This window comes from Planococcus sp. BI3, from assembly GCF_056680115.1.
Genome location: NZ_CM155266.1, coordinates 2,270,867 through 2,287,010, shown reverse-complemented (window position 1 = coordinate 2,287,010; position 16,144 = coordinate 2,270,867). Strand labels below are relative to the sequence as shown.

Sequence of the window (16,144 nt, the reverse complement as noted above, 5' to 3'; positions counted from 1 at the left end):
AAGGGGAGGCAGCAAAATGGGGAAAGAATTAACACCACAGGAAGTCATTGATTTAATCGATTCACAAGCGGATCTCATCATCCCGATTGCCAATGGGGAACCGATCCGCTTACTGGATATATTGGAAGAAAACGCGGAACAGTTGGATGGGGTGAAAATCCATCAAATGCTGGCTTTGCGTTCAAGGCCGTACATTCAAGGCGAAATAGAGCAGCTGAAGCATGTTTCTTATTTTCTGAGCGGAGCCACACGAAAAGTTTATCAGCAAGCGAAGATGGAGCTGGTTCCAAACAATTTCCATGAAATGCCGCGGATACTTCAGAAAGCCACCAAACTGTCGATGATTTTGACAGTGGCTTCCCCAATGGATGAACATGGCTATTTCACATTGGGGACGCAGGCTGATTACATTGCTGATTTTATTGGGAAAGTGCCTTTCATCCTGGAAGTAAATGACCAAATGCCGCGGACCTATGGCCGAAATCAAATTCACATCAGCCAAATTGCGGGATATGTAGAGCATCACGCCACACTTTCAGAAGAAAAAATTTCGCAAATCAACGATAAGGATCTGCTGATTGCCTCTTCGATCATACAGGACATTCAAGACGGCGATACTTTGCAGATCGGCATCGGTTCTGTTCCAAATGCCGTAATCAGCATGCTGAAAGACCACCGGCATCTGGGGATCCATACAGAAATGCTGCCGGATGGCGTCGCAGATCTCGTCGCTGCGGGTGCAGTGGATGGGACACGGAAGTTTACGAATCCCGGAAAAATCGTTGCGACTTTTGCGTTCGGTTCCAAAAACCTCTACGATTTCATCAACAACAACCCCGCAGTCGAGTTCTTGCCGGTCAGCGTCGTCAACGATCCGAGGGAGATTGCCAAAGAAAAGAATATTGTTTCAATCAACTCGACAACTGAAGTGGATTTGTTCGGCCAATGTGCATCCGAGACGGTTGGCGGCAAGTATTATTCTTCAAGTGGTGGACAAGTTGATTTTGCCCGCGGCGTGCGATTCGCTGAAAATGGCAAAGGTTATATTTGCATGCCGTCGACTGCAAAAGATGACACCATCTCACGGATTAGGCTGGCGCTTGCTCCGGGCTCTGTAGTGACTACCGGGAAAAATGACGTGGACAATATCGTCACGGAGTATGGAGTAGCCCGTCTGCACGGGGTTTCCATTTCAGAGCGTGCAAAGCGCTTAGCCGCAATTGCCCATCCGAAATTCCGCGAAGAATTATTATTTGATGCAAAAAAACAAGGGTTTATTGTGTAATAAAAGAAGAGGAGCCATTTCCATTCGGGAATGGCTTTTTTCTTTACAAAACAATTAGAGGGGCATATACTTACCTAAGTAAATAATTTATAAGGATGAAGAGCATGAAAAACTTGCTGTTTCACGAAATCCATCAAAAATCCCGGTTATCAATCAAAGAAGTGAATGAAGCCTTAAGGGAGTTTGACTTATACAGTTCTCAATGGTCTATCTTGTTTTGTCTGAAGCAGTTCGGTTCGATGACGCAAAAAGAAATCTGGCAGTATTTGAATGTCGAGGCACCGACTGTGACGAGGACGATTATCCGTCTGGAGGAAAGCGGATGGGTAGTCCGCCGTGAAGGAAAGGACAAGCGTGAACGGATTGTGCAGCTCTCCGCTTTTGCAGAACAAAAGGTACCGGAAATTGAAAATCGGATTCGCCAAACAGAGGAAAGCCTGGTTTCGGATCTTTCTGATGAAGAACAAGAACAGCTGATTGTTTTGCTGAAAAAAATAGGAATAGTGAGTTCTGATGAAAAGGATGTAAGGGATGGCTGAAAAAAGACCGATTTGGACGAAGAGTTTCATTAATATTTCAATAAGCACGTTTTTTATTTTTGTGGTTTTTTATGCATTGCTGACGTTTATGCCATTGTATGTGCTGAATGATTTGGGCGGCACGGCTACAGAAGGGGGATTGGCTGTTTCTATTTTCCTGCTGTCAGCCATTATTATGCGGTTTTTTGCAGGAATGATTTTAGAGAAGTTCGGGAAAAAGAAAATATTGATCATTTCACTTTTCCTGTTTACGGTCAGTACCGTATTGTATGTATTTGTCGGAAGTTTTACTGTGCTGTTGCTGCTGCGTTTTTTCCAGGGGATCTGGTTCAGTTTGCTGACAACTGTAGCGGGAGCGATTGTGGCGGACATCATTCCGCCGGAACGGCGTGGTGAAGGCTTAGGATATTACGGCATTGCGATGAATCTGGCCGTCGTAGCCGGACCTTTTATTGCCTTGTCTCTGCAACCATATATATCTGCACAGATTATTTTTATCATCTTATCCATTATTATGATCATCGGCTTCTTTTGTGCTTTAGCTGTCAAAGTGGATGAAGAGCGGTTTATCAAAGAAGAGGAACATAAATTGACGATCAACGATTTTCTGGAGACAAAATCGATGCCGATTGCAACAGTCGGCTTCTTCATCTCATTTGCTTATGCGAGCATCCTGACGTTCATTTCCGTCTATGCAGAGTCGCTTGGGCTGATCAAAGCAGCGAGTTTCTTCTTTGTCGTTTACGCGATTGCCATGCTGGTTGTCCGTCCGTTTTCCGGAAGATTGTTTGACACATTAGGGCCTGGCGTTGTCATCATTCCGTCTATCATCATCTTTGGCGTGGGCCTTATTTCGTTGAGCTTTACCGAATCTTCGTGGATGTTGTTGGTGTCAGGGGCATTGGTGGGGCTTGGGTATGGGACGTTGCTGCCAAGCTTTCAAACCTTGGCCATACAGGCAGCTGAAAAGCACCGCAGCGGGTATGCTACAGGAACTTTCTTCGCCTTTTATGACAGCGGAATTGCAGTTGGTTCTGTGTCGCTTGGATTGATTGCTGGAATCGCCGGCTATTCAAATCTCTACTTGATGCTGGGTATTTTTGTGATACTCATTGTCTTTTACTATACATGGATCATGTCGAAGAACCGGGGCTCTGCTCATTGAAGAAGATGAAATAGAAAAAGAGGTTCCACAAAGAAATTTGTGGAACCTCTTTTTATTAATTGACTGTTAAAGTGACAGAGCCCAGTTCGCCGTAGGTGGCTTTATAAAGCCCGCGTTCCAGCTTCTTCGGCAAAATGAAGGTGCCGGATGAAACTGCCATGCCTTTTTTGACCGTTAATCCGTGGCCAGCCAATTCATTGACCAGCCAGTGGAGTGCGTTGATGGGATGGTCCAAGACTTCTGCAGAAGTATCCGCTGCAATTTCCTCTCCATCCAATGTCAGTTTTCCAGGCAGCTTTTCCAGCTGTCCGTAGCTGACATTGTCGAGCGGCAAGCCGGTTACAATCTTTCCGGCAACGGCACTGTCGGCTACGACTTGCCCGAGGCTGATTTTTGGAAACCAGTCGTCAAAGCGGGAATCCGGTACTTCAATGCCTGGCGCAACTTGAGTTTTCTTTAAGAGTGTATGGACATCGTCCGCTGCCGATAGGTCTTCTTTAGCGATGAAAATCAATTCGATTTCAATCAATGGAGAAGACAACGAATCCAGTTCAATAATGCCATCCGACAAAGCGGAAGTTGTGAGCGCCCCGTACAAAGGAGTTTCTGATTGGAAAAGCTCCTGGGTTTCTTTGCTCGTCAAGCTGATCTTGTAGCCTTTTAATTCTTCCTGGCCATGGCTGGTCTTATTGGCAGTAACTGCATGTTGGATTGCGTATGCTTGGCTCTTCTCTAAAGATGCAGGGATTTGCTCTTTCGGGATCGTCTGCCCTTTAAGGTAGGCTTCATATAAAACAGTTGCCATTTCCGTTTGGTGTGAATCCATTTTTTTCATGGGAAAGCCCCTTTCGGCTGATTTAACACTTATCATATCATTCTGACAGTTCGATTTGAATGTTCTGTCGTGTTAATTTCTTGGAGAGCCTTCGCTTTTCTCTTTACAACACATAAAAATAAACAGATAGAAAGTGGCAAAGGCTGCCTAACAGGATGAAAAGATGGAAAATTTCATGGAAGCCGAGATACTTGGAAGACAGGAAATCTGGCTTTAGTCCATAGATGATTCCCCCTACTGTATAGGAAATCCCGCCTCCGACGAGCAGCAGCAAGCCGGTCAACGACAAGCTGTCCGCCAGTGGCACGACAGCAAAAATGATGATCCACCCCATGGCGATATAGATGGCGGTCGACAACCACCTGGGGGAATGGAACCAGACCATTTTGAAGAAGATGCCGCTCAATCCCAGGATGGCCACTACGGAAAATAAGATCCAGCCGAGTGTTCCGCCAAGAGCGATCAGACAAAACGGAGCGTATGAGCCAGCAATCAAGGCGAAGATCATCGAGTGGTCGAGTTTTCGCAAAAATGCAATGATATGCGGCTGTGAAATAGCTGAGTGATAGATGGTGGAAGCAGTGTATAAGAGAATCAGGCTGATGCCGAATATGGTGACCGCCGTGACATGCAGGATAGATTCGTTGGCATAGGTGGCTTTGATGACCATCGCTAAGAGGGCAAATAAAGACAATACTGCACCGAACAAATGGGATATGGCGTTAAAGGGTTCTCGGATATAGTTAGTCATGCAAAACAGCTCCTTGTTGTATCTAGTTATTGAAACTACTTACAAAGATACTCGCATTAATAAACGGAGTCAAGTTTGGAGAAATATTAATAGTAAGGTAAAATAACGAGTATGAAATACCGCAGGGAGCGTGAAGAAACATGGGAAAAGCAGATAAAATCATCGAAGAGATGGCTTTCCATAATCAGGTTGAGCTAGAGGATATCCCCAAGATTGACCTGTACATCGATCAGGTCATTCAATTGTTCGAATCCAGCTTCGCTGAATCGAAGCGGCATCCGGATGAGAAAATCCTGACGAAAACCATGATCAATAATTACGCGAAGGGGAAATTGTTCTATCCGGTCCAAAATAAAAAATACAGCCGCAATCACATTATGCTGATCAGCCTGATTTATCAGATGAAAAGTGCGTTGTCGATCAATGATGTGAAACAGGTATTGAATGGCATCAATGAAAAAGCGGCACAAAAAGAGATCGACCTGGAACAGTTTTACCATAGCTACTTAAGCCTGCAGCAAGGCAATACGGAAATTTTTACAGAGGGGTTAAAGCGCCAGGCGAAAGAAGCTGCCGAACAAATGGCAGGCGCTGAGGAATCGGAGGAGCTGGAACGCGTGCTGCTGATTGCGTCGCTAGTCCATACCAGCAATCTTTACCGGAGAGCGGCTGAAAAGCTGGTGGATGAGATGGCGAAAGGGGCAGGGAAATGATGGGGAAAGTTCTTATCGATGCAGACGGCTGCCCGGTCGTCAGCCAAACAATCGACTTAGCGAAAGCATACCGGTTGCCGGTCATTTTAATCTGCGATACTTCCCACGAGATGTACAGGGAAGGGGCGGAAACTATCACGGTGTCAAAAGGCGCTGATGCGGTTGACTTTGTCCTTGTAAATCGGGTGAAAAAAGGGGATATCGTCGTCACCCAGGATTATGGACTGGCAGCAATGGTGCTTGCCAAACGCGGAATTCCGATTGACCAGAACGGCCGTGTTTATTCAGACGAAAATATTGAACAGCTGCTGCACGGCCGCCATGTCGCCAAGAAAATCAGGCAAGGCGGCGGGCGGATGAAAGGACCGAAAAAACGGCGTCCGGAAGATAACCAAAATTTCGAGGCGGCCTTAACGGTTTTATTAAAACAGCACAAGGAAGACACAGAAAGACCCGGCAATTAAAATGCCGGGTCTTTCTGTGTCTTCCTTTGAGTTAGATGGTCCAACGGTCATTGATGATGGCCACCAATACCCAGTCCCCGTTGCTGTTTTTCTCAAATACCATGTTCAGGCTTTGCCAGTCCATTCCGTCGTATTGCTCGGTGCCAGGGAAATAGTACTCGACAATGGTCGCTTCAGGATATACGCGGTGAATAAACTCATGGGTAGTTGGCTGGACGGTCCGTCCATAGCGTTCTTTGGCGGTATAAGCCGCATCCGTATCCATCAAATACTCATTATAATATTCAGCGGGTGTCAAATTGATTTCAAAGCCGCTGCCGTCCTGATAACCCCATAAATAATCATTGGCATCATTCATGAAGCCAGGCAGCTGGGCTTTGGTGAAAGTGACCCCGCCATTGTCAATGCAGCCGCCGCTGTAGGGACAGAAAGTCAGCCCTTCAGAAGAACTTACATAAGCCGCAACATCACCAAAGTCTTTGGCCTGAAGTTCAGCCAAAATGTCATTGGCTGTCATCAGCAATTCCTGTTTTTCAGGAATAAAAGCAGGTTCAATCGTGCGGGCCAGAAATGCAGAGAATTGGGCGCGGGTTACTGGAATATCCGGGCGGAAAGTGTTGTCCGGATAACCGCGTGCGACCCCTTGATAAGAAAGTCTTGAGACAGCATCAAACGCAAAATGATTTTCACTCATATCCCTGAAAGTATTGTCCGGTGCTTCAGGGAAATAGAAAGCTCTGTCCAGCAATGCGGCAGTTTGGCCACGGGTGACAGTCCAGTCAGGCCGGAAATAATTATTCGGGAAACCAAAAACAATCTCTTCTTCAACAGCAGACGCGATGTAACCAGAAAACGGATGGCTGGCAGGAACATCTCTAAAACCGGTGGAGCGCGCTGTATCGTCCAGGTTCAAGGCCCGTCCGATCATCGCAACGGCATGGGCGCGTGTAACAGGATCGTTTGGCCGGAAGGTTCCATCGGGATAGCCGTTGATGATTCCTTCTTCGTACAGGTAAGCGATTTCAAAAGCGAACGGGTGAGTAGCAAATACGTCGTCAAATAAAACAATCGCTTTGGCGGGAGACAAAAACGAACTGAACACCAGGATGGCAGCTGCAAGTAAAGACAAAAAAGTCTTCATAGTTATCCCTCCCTATTTGATCTTATTTTACCACATCGAAAAGTAAAAAGTAACAATAAAATGTTATATAAAATAAGTAAATGATGAAATGTGTTGCGGTGAGTAATTTTCTTGTATACGGGGAATAAAAAAGAAATAGCTATTCCCGCGAGAAAGGAGCCAGTCATGAAGAAAATACTGATTGTTGCGACGAACAAAGCCGCGGTGGGGGCAAGAGAGAAGAAAACCGGGCTTTGGCTGAGGGAACTGACCGATTTTTATCATGAAATCAAAGATGATTTTAAAGTGGATATTCTCAGTACCGCTTCCAGCCGGGTGCCGATCGATCCGCTCAGCTTGATGGAAGCGGTGGTCCACAAACAAACACGCCATTACTACCTGGATGACGAGCTGATGGGCAAGTTGAAAAAACCGCTTACGCCCGACCAAGTGAGAGGGCAAGATTATGTAGCCATTTACTTTGCGGGGGGCCATGGCACAATGGTTGATTTTCCGAATCATCCGGGCTTACAGCAATTGGCGGCATCCATTTATGAAAAAGGGGGAGTGGTGGCAGCGGTTTGCCATGGCCAAAGCGCTTTGCCGAACACCCATTTGTCCGATGGCCGAAATCTCTTGGCTGGCCATGTCGTGACGGGATTCTCGAATTTGGAGGAAAAGATGATGGGAATGTACAGTGATATTCCGTTTTCATTGGAGCAGGCATTAAGGGATCAAGGAACTTTATATCAAATAGCGCAGCTGCCGTTCACGGCTTGCGTTATCGAATCAGGGCGCTTGGTGACAGGCCAGAACCCAGCTTCAGCAAGCCTTGTGGGAAAAAAAGTGAAAGAGCTGTTGAACAGAGTGAACCCGGCTTGAATTCAGCCGGGTTCGTTTACTTTCATTTTCTTTTCTGCGTACTCCATGAATTGCAGGGAATAATCTGTTTGTATGAGCGTAATGCCACGGTCTATAAACCAGCCCCAGCCTTTGTCCGGATCTAACAGGGAAAGGGAATCTGAACGTCGTGCATTTTCAGCGAAATCAAGCGCGTTGCCCCATAAATTCGTTTGGTCCTTGAGTTGGGAGATGACCCTATCGGATATCACCTCATCATTCTCTGTATAGAAGAGAAGTTCAATCGCCGTTGGAGAGACGGTCTCCAGCAGGAGTTCAAGCTGGTGAAGGTTTTTATCGCTCAACTTATGCATATAGGACATGTTTCGTGGATTCGAATCAAAAAAGGCAGTTAGCTGTTCAACCGGCTTATCGCTTTTTAACATGAAATGATCAAACAAATCATGCTGGTCAACCAATGCATAGAGTTCATGCCGTAAATCCCAGGCCTTATCAGCGTTGACCATGGCTTTTCCTTTGATCATCGGAAGGACTTCGAGAAGTGTCGGCACTTTTTCTGAGGTGCTTTTGGCGTTGGAGCCGCCATTTAATTCTTTTAATGACAATTCCTTTATTTCCCTTAATGTCAGCTGGTCGACTTCTCCCGAACCATTCGTCGTCCGGTCCACGGTGCTGTCATGCATGAGGACGATGTGGCCATCCTTGGTCAATTGCATATCCAATTCAATCAAGTAGATATGGTGGTCGATGCAGTTCTGAACAGCGGGAAGTGAATTTTCGGGAACGGATTGCCAGAGGCCGCGATGGGCGACGGGTGTCAGTGGATGCTGCTTTGCCTGTAAACTCTTAAAGAAATCATCGTAGTTATTCAAGTGCCATCCGAGTAGCTGCTGTTTAACCGCCATAGGCCTCCTCCTTAGTTTTCTCCTTTAAGTATACAAGGTTCAGATGAATAAGTTTATTGTGAAGCTCAACAGGGTAATTTTGGAATATTCCTGTCAGCCGGCAGAGTGGCTGATAGCTGCAGAACGAAAAAATTCACCCCTGCAGTATTGTCATGTGGGAGAAGTGGGTTGGAAATTCAGATACAGAGGAGGAAATGCCGATGTCCATGATTCGGAAAGTAGTTACGGAAAATGCTCCCTACCATGTGGACCAGAAAGAAATAGTCAGTGTGGTCCGAAATTTATTTGGCGGGCAGTACGAAGATATCGAAAGGCTTTTAAAGGTATTTGGAAACGGCCAGATTGATGGCCGTTATTTTGCTGCACCTCTGGAGTGGTTTGAAGAAGAACGGGGGCTGGAAGAAAAGAACCGGCTATATGTAGAAGAAGCGGTGAAAATGGGCAGCCGTGCCGTAGCCCGGTGTCTGGAAGAAGCCGAGGTGGATAAAAAGGATGTCGATGCTTTTATCTTTGTATCGAGTTCAGGAATGTCCACACCAACCATCGATGCTCGGATCATGAATGTTCTGGACATGCCGCCCCATGTTAAACGCATTCCTTTGTGGGGGCTTGGGTGTGCAGGGGGAGCATCTGGCCTCAGCCGTGCGGACGACTATTGCCGGGCATACCCGGATGCGGTCGTAGTGGTTCTTTGTCTGGAGCTTTGCAGTTTAACCTTTCAGCGCTCCGATAACTCGAAAAGCAATTTGATCGGAACTTCCCTGTTTGCAGACGGTGCTGCCTGTGCGTTAGTGACAGGGGACGGAGTAAGTTTGGCGGGTGAAGGCTTCCACATCAAAGACACGCAGTCCACTTTAATGCGGGATTCTGAAGATGTTATGGGATGGAACGTCAAAGACGAAGGTTTGCATGTAGTTTTTTCACGTGACATCCCAAAAATCATCGAAAAATGGCTGAAGCCCAATGTAGATCTCTTTTTAGGGAAAATATCAAAAAAATCTGCAGATATTACTCACTTTATTGCGCACCCCGGCGGCAAGAAAGTGTTGTCAGCCTATGAAAAGTCGCTTGATCTGACAACTGACAAGACGGAGATATCAAGATCGGTCCTCGCCAAGCATGGCAATATGTCTTCTCCAACAGTGTTCTATGTACTGAAAGACTTTATGGACAAGAAGCCGCGGCGGGGAGAAGAGGGATTGCTTACCGCTTTGGGACCCGGCTTCAGTTCGGAAATGCTCTGGCTGGAATGGGGAGAGTCGGTGCTATGACATTCTTTTATCTGCTGCTGGGATTTGTCATCCTGCAACGGCTGTTGGAAGTGGTATATGCGCGTTCCAATGAAAAAACCATGAGAAAGCAAGGGGCCATCGAATTTGGCGCTGGACATTATAAATGGATTGTCTTGCTTCATGTGCTTTTCTTTTTGTCACTGTTCCTCGAAACCTGGGCATTCGGAACAGGACTCGGGACCGGCTGGCAGATCTTTTTAGTGGTTTTTGCCATTGCACAGCTGCTTCGTTTCTGGGCTTTAACGTCTTTGGGAAGATTTTGGAACACCAAAATCCTCATTCTCCCTGGAGCGGCTCTAGTGAAAGAGGGGCCATATCGCTGGCTGCCGCATCCTAATTACCTTGTCGTCGCGTTAGAAATAGCTGCATTGCCGCTTATTTTCGGGGCGTGGCGAACCGCTTTCATCTTTAGTATTGCAAATGCACTCCTGCTTCTTATCGTCCGAATTCCAGCAGAAGAAAAGGCTTTGCAGCAATTGAAATCCTGAAGAAATAAAAAAATTGTGCGCAGTTAGTTAAAAGATAATTTATAGGGTATACAAAACTAGTGAAACAAAACCATGTATTTTTGGAGGGATTAGGATGAAAAAATCAACAATGAATACGCTAATCGGCAGCGCACTCGCAGCGGCCTCTGGAATTTTTGTTTATAAGGCGTACCAGGAAAAAAACACCGTACGTGTCGAAGAAGATACGGATATGCGCAACAGTTCGAAAGTGGATGAGCGTGAAAGTGTCAGCGCTTTAGAAGATTCGTCCGAGCAGGGCTTATCTCAATTGGATTCTGCTTACCGGGATGAATGGCAGGCAAATGCATTTCCACAAACCCATAAAGAAATGCGGGAACTTGAAGAAGATAAATAAAAGGATGGCAGCAAGCGAAAGCAAAGCTTCTTTTTGCTTTCGCTTTTTTTGTGTGTAAAAAATACCTGGTTCATCAGCTGAAGGAGAAGAGGATATGTGGATTAAAAAACCGTTTTTCGAATACACGACCGCGATTTTGCTCGTGGCCATCACCTTATTTTTTCTGGGGAAAATCGATTATCTTTTTGAGCCCCTCCAAATTGTCGTGGCAACTATCTTTGCCCCTATTTTAATAGGGGGCCTTCTCTACTACCTATTGCGCCCGCTTGTACATTGGCTTATGCGTTATGTACCCAAAATTGCGGGAATCGGAATCGTCTTTGCGGTCATCATCTTCCTGTTATCAATATTGCTCTACTTTTTTGGGCCGCTCATTACATCTCAGGTCGAAAGCTTAGCGAATTTAGCTCCTGAGACGGTTGAAGAAGTGACAGAGGAATCAAATGATTTTCTGTCTGACTTTCAATTAGGGGGCCTTACGGGAACTGAAATAAGGGAGTGGACATTGGATTATTTGGAGAACCTGTCAGAAGTGTTACTGGATAATGTGATGAATATTTTAACCATGGCCATGAATATTGCCATCGTGCTGATTGTTGTGCCTTTTGTACTGTTCTTTCTATTGAAGGATGATGAAAAGTTCATCCCCCATTTAACGAAATACCTGCCGGAAGAACATAAGCTTGAAGGAAAGAAATTATTGAAAGACGTCGACCAGACATTGTCCTCTTTTATTGTCGGACAGGCGATCGTCGCTGCTGTAGTGGGTACGTTAATGTACATCGGGTATCTGATCATCGGACTGGATTACGCCTTGAGCTTGGCGATTTTTGCGATGTTCCTGATAATTGTGCCTTTTTTGGGTCCCCTCATCGGGATCATTCCAGCCCTTTTTGTCGCATTGATGAGTGGAGATATGTGGATGGCAATAAAAGTCATTCTGGTCTTGCTGGTCGTCCAACAGCTTGAAGGCAATTTGGTCACTCCGAATATAATGGGCAACCGCTTGAACATCCACCCGCTGACGATTATTTTGCTGTTGATGATAGCCGGAGCTTTATATGGATTTGTCGGGATTTTAATTGCGATTCCAACGTATGCGGTGTTGAAAACATTGGTCCACAATTTCCGTTTGTTCATCCGACTTCGCAAAAAAAGGGAAGTAGCCAATAAAGAGGTTAATTAGTACCGGATATTTTCGCGGAATATTGGTTATTTTCTTTCAAATGTTCTGGAATTGAGAAAATTATGATATATTATTAATTAGACTGACTGATGAAAGAAAACAAGGGGGAAACAAAATGAAAAAGTGGAGTTTTTTAGCGTTATTGATTGCTATGATGCTTGTGGTGGCAGCTTGTGGAGCCGATGAAAGTGAAGAAGGCACAACAAGTGGTGACGGCGGCACTGAAGGGGAAACATATACAGTGGGAATCGATACAACTTATCCGCCTTTCGAATTTGAAGTGGACGGCGAATATACAGGAATCGATATTGATTTAATCAAAGCGATTGCCGAAAACCAAGGATTCGAAATTGAATTCAGCCCGATGGATTTTGGCGGGATCATCCCAGCTTTGCAGGCAGGCCAATTGGATGTAGCGATTGCCGGTATGAGCATCACCGACGAACGTAAAGAAGTGGTCGACTTTTCCGATCCATACTTTGATGCGGGATTGTCGCTTGTAGTAGCTGAAAGCAATACGGACATCATGGCTTTGGAAGATCTTGAAGGCAAGACTGTAGCTGTTAAGAGCGGAACGACCGGCGCTCAATTTGCTCGCGATAATGAAGCGGAATACGGCTACTCAATTGCGCAATTTGAAGACAGCCCATCGATGTTCCAGGAAGTTTCAAACGGCAATGCGGATGTATTGCTGGAAGATTATCCGGTCATCGCCTATGCAATTGCAGAAAGTGAGCTTGATTTGAAGACAGTGGGCGAACGTTTAACTGGAGATCAGTACGGAATTGCCGTATTGAAAGGTGAAAACGCTGAACTGCTGGAACAAATCAATGCTGGCCTGCAGGAATTGCGTGACAGCGGAGACTACGATGAAATTCTGGCGAAGTATATCGCAGAATAAGAAAGTCTGCGCTTAACAGAGATTTACTGGCTGTTGGAGCAGGAAAAAAATAAATGCAGCGCGCAGACGCGCGCTGCATTTTTTTATGCAAAGGGGATACGTGTATGGATACAATCATCAATGCTTTACCGTATTTAATGGAAGGACTGCAAGTCACCTTATATATTTTCGCCATTGCCATCGTCATTGGATTTCTGATTGGTTTGATTGTTGCGCTATTTAGGTTAGCGCCGTTGAAAATCTTGAATTGGATTGCGAAAATCTTTGTTGACGCGATTCGCGGAACCCCATTTATCGTGCAGCTGTTCTTTATTTACTTCGGCTTGAACTCCCTGGATTTTATCTCTTTGGATAATACCACAGCTGGAATCGTGACAGTAGCCATTAACGCCGGTGCCTACTTCTCGGAAATTATCCGTGCGGGTATTCAGTCAATCGATAAAGGACAAACCGAAGCAGCCCGTTCACTCGGATTGAATTCGACGCAGAATATGCGTTATATCATTTTGCCGCAGGCCTTCAGACGGATGTTGCCGACCATCACCAACCAGGCGATCATTTCATTGAAGGATACGTCCTTGCTGTCAGTCATCGGAGTTGCAGATTTGACGCAGGAAGGCCGGATACAAGCCAGTGCTACATTTGATGCATTTAATGTGTATTTGATCTTAGGGATCATTTACTTTATCGTCATATACTTGCTCTCCATGCTGGCGAGCTTTGTGGAAAGGAAGTTTGTCTTACGATGACTATGATCAGAGTAGAAAATTTAAAAAAATCATTCGGCAACTTGGAAGTCATAAAAGATATGAGTACCGTAGTGGAAGAAAAAGAAGTCATTTGTGTCATTGGACCATCGGGTTCGGGAAAAAGCACGTTCCTCCGCTGTTTGAACCGTCTTGAAGAAATTACAGGGGGGCATGTTTATATCGAAGGCGTGGACATTACCGACCCGAAAGTGGATATCAATAAAATCCGCCAGGACGTCGGCATGGTGTTTCAGCAGTTTAATTTATTTCCGCATAAGTCGGTATTGGAAAACGTCATCCTGGCGCCAATGAAAGTGAAGAAAAGCGACCGGAAAGCCAGTGAGAAAAAGGCCTATGAACTATTGGATAAAGTCGGATTGCGCGAGAAGGCAAAGGCGTATCCGGGAGAACTTTCCGGCGGACAGAAGCAGCGAGTTGCCATTGCGCGTGCGCTTGCGATGGATCCGAAAATCATGCTCTTTGATGAGCCGACTTCCGCACTCGATCCGGAGATGGTGGGGGATGTGCTGGACGTCATGAAGCAGCTGGCACGCGAAGGCATGACCATGGTCGTCGTAACGCATGAGATGGGATTTGCCGCTGAAATGGGTGACCGTGTGCTGTTTATCGATGGCGGATATATTGTAGAAGAAAATGTGCCGAAAGAATTGTTCGGCAATCCGCAGCATGAGCGGACAAAAGCATTTTTAAGCAAAGTATTGTAGAAAATGCGCCTGCGGGCGTATTTTTTTATGGGATTTTTGCCTGTGGAATCGTATTTCCACTCCAATGGATCGTATTTGGCTAGTTGTGGATCGTATGTTGAGGCCAACGGATCGTATTCCACCTGTTATGGATCGTATATTCAGATATGTGAATCGCAACACTCGGAAGACGCCGTACGAAACCCGTCCTGAAGTTGGATTCAGGGCGGGTTCATCGGGTTTTCAGAATTTGTTTGATTCACGGGATGTAATACTTGTTAAGGATTTCGTCGTATTTACCATTGTCCTGCAATTCTTGAAGGCCCGCATTGATTTGCTCCAGCAGCTCGTCATTTTCTCCTTTTAGTACAGCGATGCCGTATTGTTCTGTGGTCAATCGCTCTTCCACAATTTTAATTTCAAGGTCTCTTGTGCTTATGGCATAAGCTATTACTGGATAATCTTCCACAACAGCATCTACATAGCCATTTTCCATTTCTGCAAACATGGTGGGACTTTCGTCGAAGCTGGATATCCGGTAACCGAATTCCTCGCGGTTATCGTAAAGAAACTTGGAGCCGGTAGTTCCATTTTTTACGCCCACAACTTGTCCTTCCAAATCTTCGAGTGAATTGATCTCCGTGTTGTCTACAGCGACGGCCAGAGCCAATCCGGCATCAAAGTAAGGATCTGAGAAATCTACCACTTCTTGCCGTTCCTCTGTGATGCTCATTCCAGCAATCGCGATGTCCAAATCTCCGGCTTCCAAGGCGGGGATGATTTCATCGAAATTCATTGGATTGAATTCAATTTCAAATCCCTGGAGTTCTGCAATGGCAGTCATCAATTCAATATCAATTCCTGTGTATTCACCACCAGTTTGGAATTCAAATGGTGCATACGAAGTGTCGATACCCACGGCATACGGCTGCCCCTCTGCACTGGTTGCCGCTTCTTCATTTTCGGTCGTTTCTTCGCCGGCAGTCCCACTTTCTTCTTCAGGCTGTTCACTTTCCTGCGTGCATGCAGCAATGATGATGACCAGGGCTAAAAGCAGCAGCAAGAAACTGAATTTCTTCACTTTACCCACCCCTTTATCTAATAAATTTCTCATGTTTAATATATCACTTATTTGATTTAATAACATTTAATTGACTTAATTTTCGGAATTTTTTATGGGGAGTTTTTATTTCTTAAAACCCTCCATTGGTAGGAAGAAATCTGGATTAAATCACAAAAAGGCAGAACAAAAGAATCGTTTTCTCTTATTCAAATCCAAACAAAAAACCGGTCTGGATGGGAATCCGGACCGGTCAAGTTCAGTTATGCTTATTCTTCGTCAAAGACGTGAACTTTTGTCATTTTGTCGCCATTGCTCATTGCTTTGGCAGTTTCAAGCCCTGAAGTCACTTGCCCGAAGACAGTGTGGACGCCATCAAGGTGTGGCTGTGGTGCATGGACGATAAAGAATTGGCTTGAGCCAGTGTCTTTGCCGGCATGTGCCATTGATAAGCTTCCAGCTTGATGCTTACGCGGGTTGCCTTCAGTTTCGCATTTGATCGTTTTGCCGCTGCCGCCAGCACCAGTGCCGGTTGGGTCGCCGCCTTGGCTTACGAAGCCAGGGATTACGCGGTGGAATGTTACATCGTTATAGAAGCCAGAGTTTGCAAGCTCCTCAAAGTTTGCAACTGTGTTAGGTGCTTCGTTCGGGAAAAGTTCGAATTCGATAACTTCGCCGTTTTCCATGTGGATGTGTCCTTTTTTCGCCATTCTAAAACATCTCCTTTATAATTGGTTCATTTCCCAGTAT

The 16,144-nt window shown here is 45.6% G+C and carries 19 protein-coding genes; 13 read left to right on the top strand and 6 right to left on the bottom strand.

The features are described from left to right. The first annotated feature begins 16 nt into the window (after nt 1-16). From AC1MEO_RS11410 to AC1MEO_RS11400, 3 genes are all read left to right on the top strand, one after another. The gene (locus tag AC1MEO_RS11410) at nt 17-1,285 is read left to right on the top strand and encodes an acetyl-CoA hydrolase/transferase family protein (RefSeq protein WP_480330492.1); all 1,269 of its coding nucleotides are present in this window, start codon (nt 17-19) and stop codon (nt 1,283-1,285) included. A 95-nt stretch (nt 1,286-1,380) separates the two neighbouring features. Further along, complete coding sequence (locus tag AC1MEO_RS11405; protein ID WP_480330490.1) at nt 1,381-1,824, top strand: MarR family winged helix-turn-helix transcriptional regulator; 444 nt, start codon at nt 1,381-1,383, stop codon at nt 1,822-1,824. After that, nucleotides 1,817-2,989 (top strand): MFS transporter, encoded by a 1,173-nt coding sequence (locus AC1MEO_RS11400; protein WP_480330488.1) that lies wholly within the window; start codon nt 1,817-1,819, stop codon nt 2,987-2,989. Before AC1MEO_RS11405 ends, AC1MEO_RS11400 begins: the two co-directional genes overlap by 8 nt. A gap of 55 nt (nt 2,990-3,044) precedes the next feature. Here the strand turns inward: AC1MEO_RS11400 and AC1MEO_RS11395 are convergent, their stop codons facing one another. Beyond that, nucleotides 3,045-3,824: a 2-keto-4-pentenoate hydratase gene (locus AC1MEO_RS11395; protein ID WP_480330486.1), complete on the bottom strand. Its 780-nt coding sequence runs from the start codon at nt 3,822-3,824 to the stop codon at nt 3,045-3,047. 103 nt (nt 3,825-3,927) lie between these two features. After that, the gene (trhA, locus tag AC1MEO_RS11390; RefSeq protein ID WP_480330484.1) at nt 3,928-4,575 is read right to left on the bottom strand and encodes a PAQR family membrane homeostasis protein TrhA; all 648 of its coding nucleotides are present in this window, start codon (nt 4,573-4,575) and stop codon (nt 3,928-3,930) included. A 140-nt stretch (nt 4,576-4,715) separates the two neighbouring features. On the opposite strand from trhA, the gene AC1MEO_RS11385 reads away from it, so the two are divergent. After that, nucleotides 4,716-5,288 (top strand): DUF1836 domain-containing protein, encoded by a 573-nt coding sequence (locus tag AC1MEO_RS11385; protein WP_480330482.1) that lies wholly within the window; start codon nt 4,716-4,718, stop codon nt 5,286-5,288. Then, nucleotides 5,288-5,752 carry a YaiI/YqxD family protein gene (locus AC1MEO_RS11380; RefSeq protein WP_480336086.1) on the top strand — a complete coding sequence of 155 codons (465 nt, stop codon included), beginning with the start codon at nt 5,288-5,290 and terminating at the stop codon, nt 5,750-5,752. Before AC1MEO_RS11385 ends, AC1MEO_RS11380 begins: the two co-directional genes overlap by 1 nt. Before the next feature lie 31 nt (nt 5,753-5,783). Here AC1MEO_RS11380 and AC1MEO_RS11375 read toward each other — a convergent pair whose 3' ends face one another. Then, a complete protein-coding gene (locus AC1MEO_RS11375) occupies nt 5,784-6,893 on the bottom strand; it encodes an S-layer homology domain-containing protein (RefSeq protein ID WP_480330480.1) in 1,110 nt (369 codons plus the stop codon). Nucleotides 6,894-7,058: 165 nt separating this feature from the next. Between AC1MEO_RS11375 and AC1MEO_RS11370 the strand changes: the two genes are divergently transcribed. Continuing rightward, nucleotides 7,059-7,754, top strand: coding sequence for a type 1 glutamine amidotransferase domain-containing protein (locus tag AC1MEO_RS11370; protein WP_480330478.1), 696 nt, complete (start codon nt 7,059-7,061; stop codon nt 7,752-7,754). Between the two features lie 2 nt (nt 7,755-7,756). Here the strand turns inward: AC1MEO_RS11370 and AC1MEO_RS11365 are convergent, their stop codons facing one another. Next, nucleotides 7,757-8,638, bottom strand: coding sequence for a glycerophosphodiester phosphodiesterase family protein (locus tag AC1MEO_RS11365; RefSeq protein WP_480330476.1), 882 nt, complete (start codon nt 8,636-8,638; stop codon nt 7,757-7,759). Between the two features lie 200 nt (nt 8,639-8,838). On the opposite strand from AC1MEO_RS11365, the gene AC1MEO_RS11360 reads away from it, so the two are divergent. The 7 genes from AC1MEO_RS11360 (at nt 8,839) to AC1MEO_RS11330 (ending at nt 14,355) form a co-directional block, all read left to right on the top strand. After that, nucleotides 8,839-9,909 carry a type III polyketide synthase gene (locus AC1MEO_RS11360; RefSeq protein ID WP_480330474.1) on the top strand — a complete coding sequence of 357 codons (1,071 nt, stop codon included), beginning with the start codon at nt 8,839-8,841 and terminating at the stop codon, nt 9,907-9,909. Next, on the top strand, nt 9,906-10,418 hold the full coding sequence (locus AC1MEO_RS11355; RefSeq protein WP_480330472.1) for an isoprenylcysteine carboxyl methyltransferase family protein: 513 nt from the start codon (nt 9,906-9,908) through the stop codon (nt 10,416-10,418). The genes AC1MEO_RS11360 and AC1MEO_RS11355 overlap by 4 nt, the downstream gene beginning before the upstream one ends. A gap of 94 nt (nt 10,419-10,512) precedes the next feature. Next, nucleotides 10,513-10,794, top strand: coding sequence for a hypothetical protein (locus AC1MEO_RS11350; protein ID WP_142827398.1), 282 nt, complete (start codon nt 10,513-10,515; stop codon nt 10,792-10,794). A gap of 94 nt (nt 10,795-10,888) precedes the next feature. Beyond that, the gene (locus AC1MEO_RS11345) at nt 10,889-11,980 is read left to right on the top strand and encodes an AI-2E family transporter (RefSeq protein ID WP_480330470.1); all 1,092 of its coding nucleotides are present in this window, start codon (nt 10,889-10,891) and stop codon (nt 11,978-11,980) included. A gap of 115 nt (nt 11,981-12,095) precedes the next feature. Beyond that, nucleotides 12,096-12,881 carry a transporter substrate-binding domain-containing protein gene (locus AC1MEO_RS11340; RefSeq protein ID WP_480330468.1) on the top strand — a complete coding sequence of 262 codons (786 nt, stop codon included), beginning with the start codon at nt 12,096-12,098 and terminating at the stop codon, nt 12,879-12,881. 104 nt (nt 12,882-12,985) lie between these two features. Further along, nucleotides 12,986-13,630 carry an amino acid ABC transporter permease gene (locus AC1MEO_RS11335; RefSeq protein ID WP_480330466.1) on the top strand — a complete coding sequence of 215 codons (645 nt, stop codon included), beginning with the start codon at nt 12,986-12,988 and terminating at the stop codon, nt 13,628-13,630. Further along, nucleotides 13,627-14,355 carry an amino acid ABC transporter ATP-binding protein gene (locus tag AC1MEO_RS11330; protein ID WP_480330464.1) on the top strand — a complete coding sequence of 243 codons (729 nt, stop codon included), beginning with the start codon at nt 13,627-13,629 and terminating at the stop codon, nt 14,353-14,355. The genes AC1MEO_RS11335 and AC1MEO_RS11330 overlap by 4 nt, the downstream gene beginning before the upstream one ends. Before the next feature lie 238 nt (nt 14,356-14,593). Here AC1MEO_RS11330 and AC1MEO_RS11325 read toward each other — a convergent pair whose 3' ends face one another. Continuing rightward, nucleotides 14,594-15,415 carry a transporter substrate-binding domain-containing protein gene (locus AC1MEO_RS11325; RefSeq protein WP_480330462.1) on the bottom strand — a complete coding sequence of 274 codons (822 nt, stop codon included), beginning with the start codon at nt 15,413-15,415 and terminating at the stop codon, nt 14,594-14,596. 248 nt (nt 15,416-15,663) lie between these two features. Continuing rightward, on the bottom strand, nt 15,664-16,104 hold the full coding sequence (locus tag AC1MEO_RS11320; RefSeq protein ID WP_480330460.1) for a peptidylprolyl isomerase: 441 nt from the start codon (nt 16,102-16,104) through the stop codon (nt 15,664-15,666). Nucleotides 16,105-16,144 lie beyond the last annotated feature (40 nt).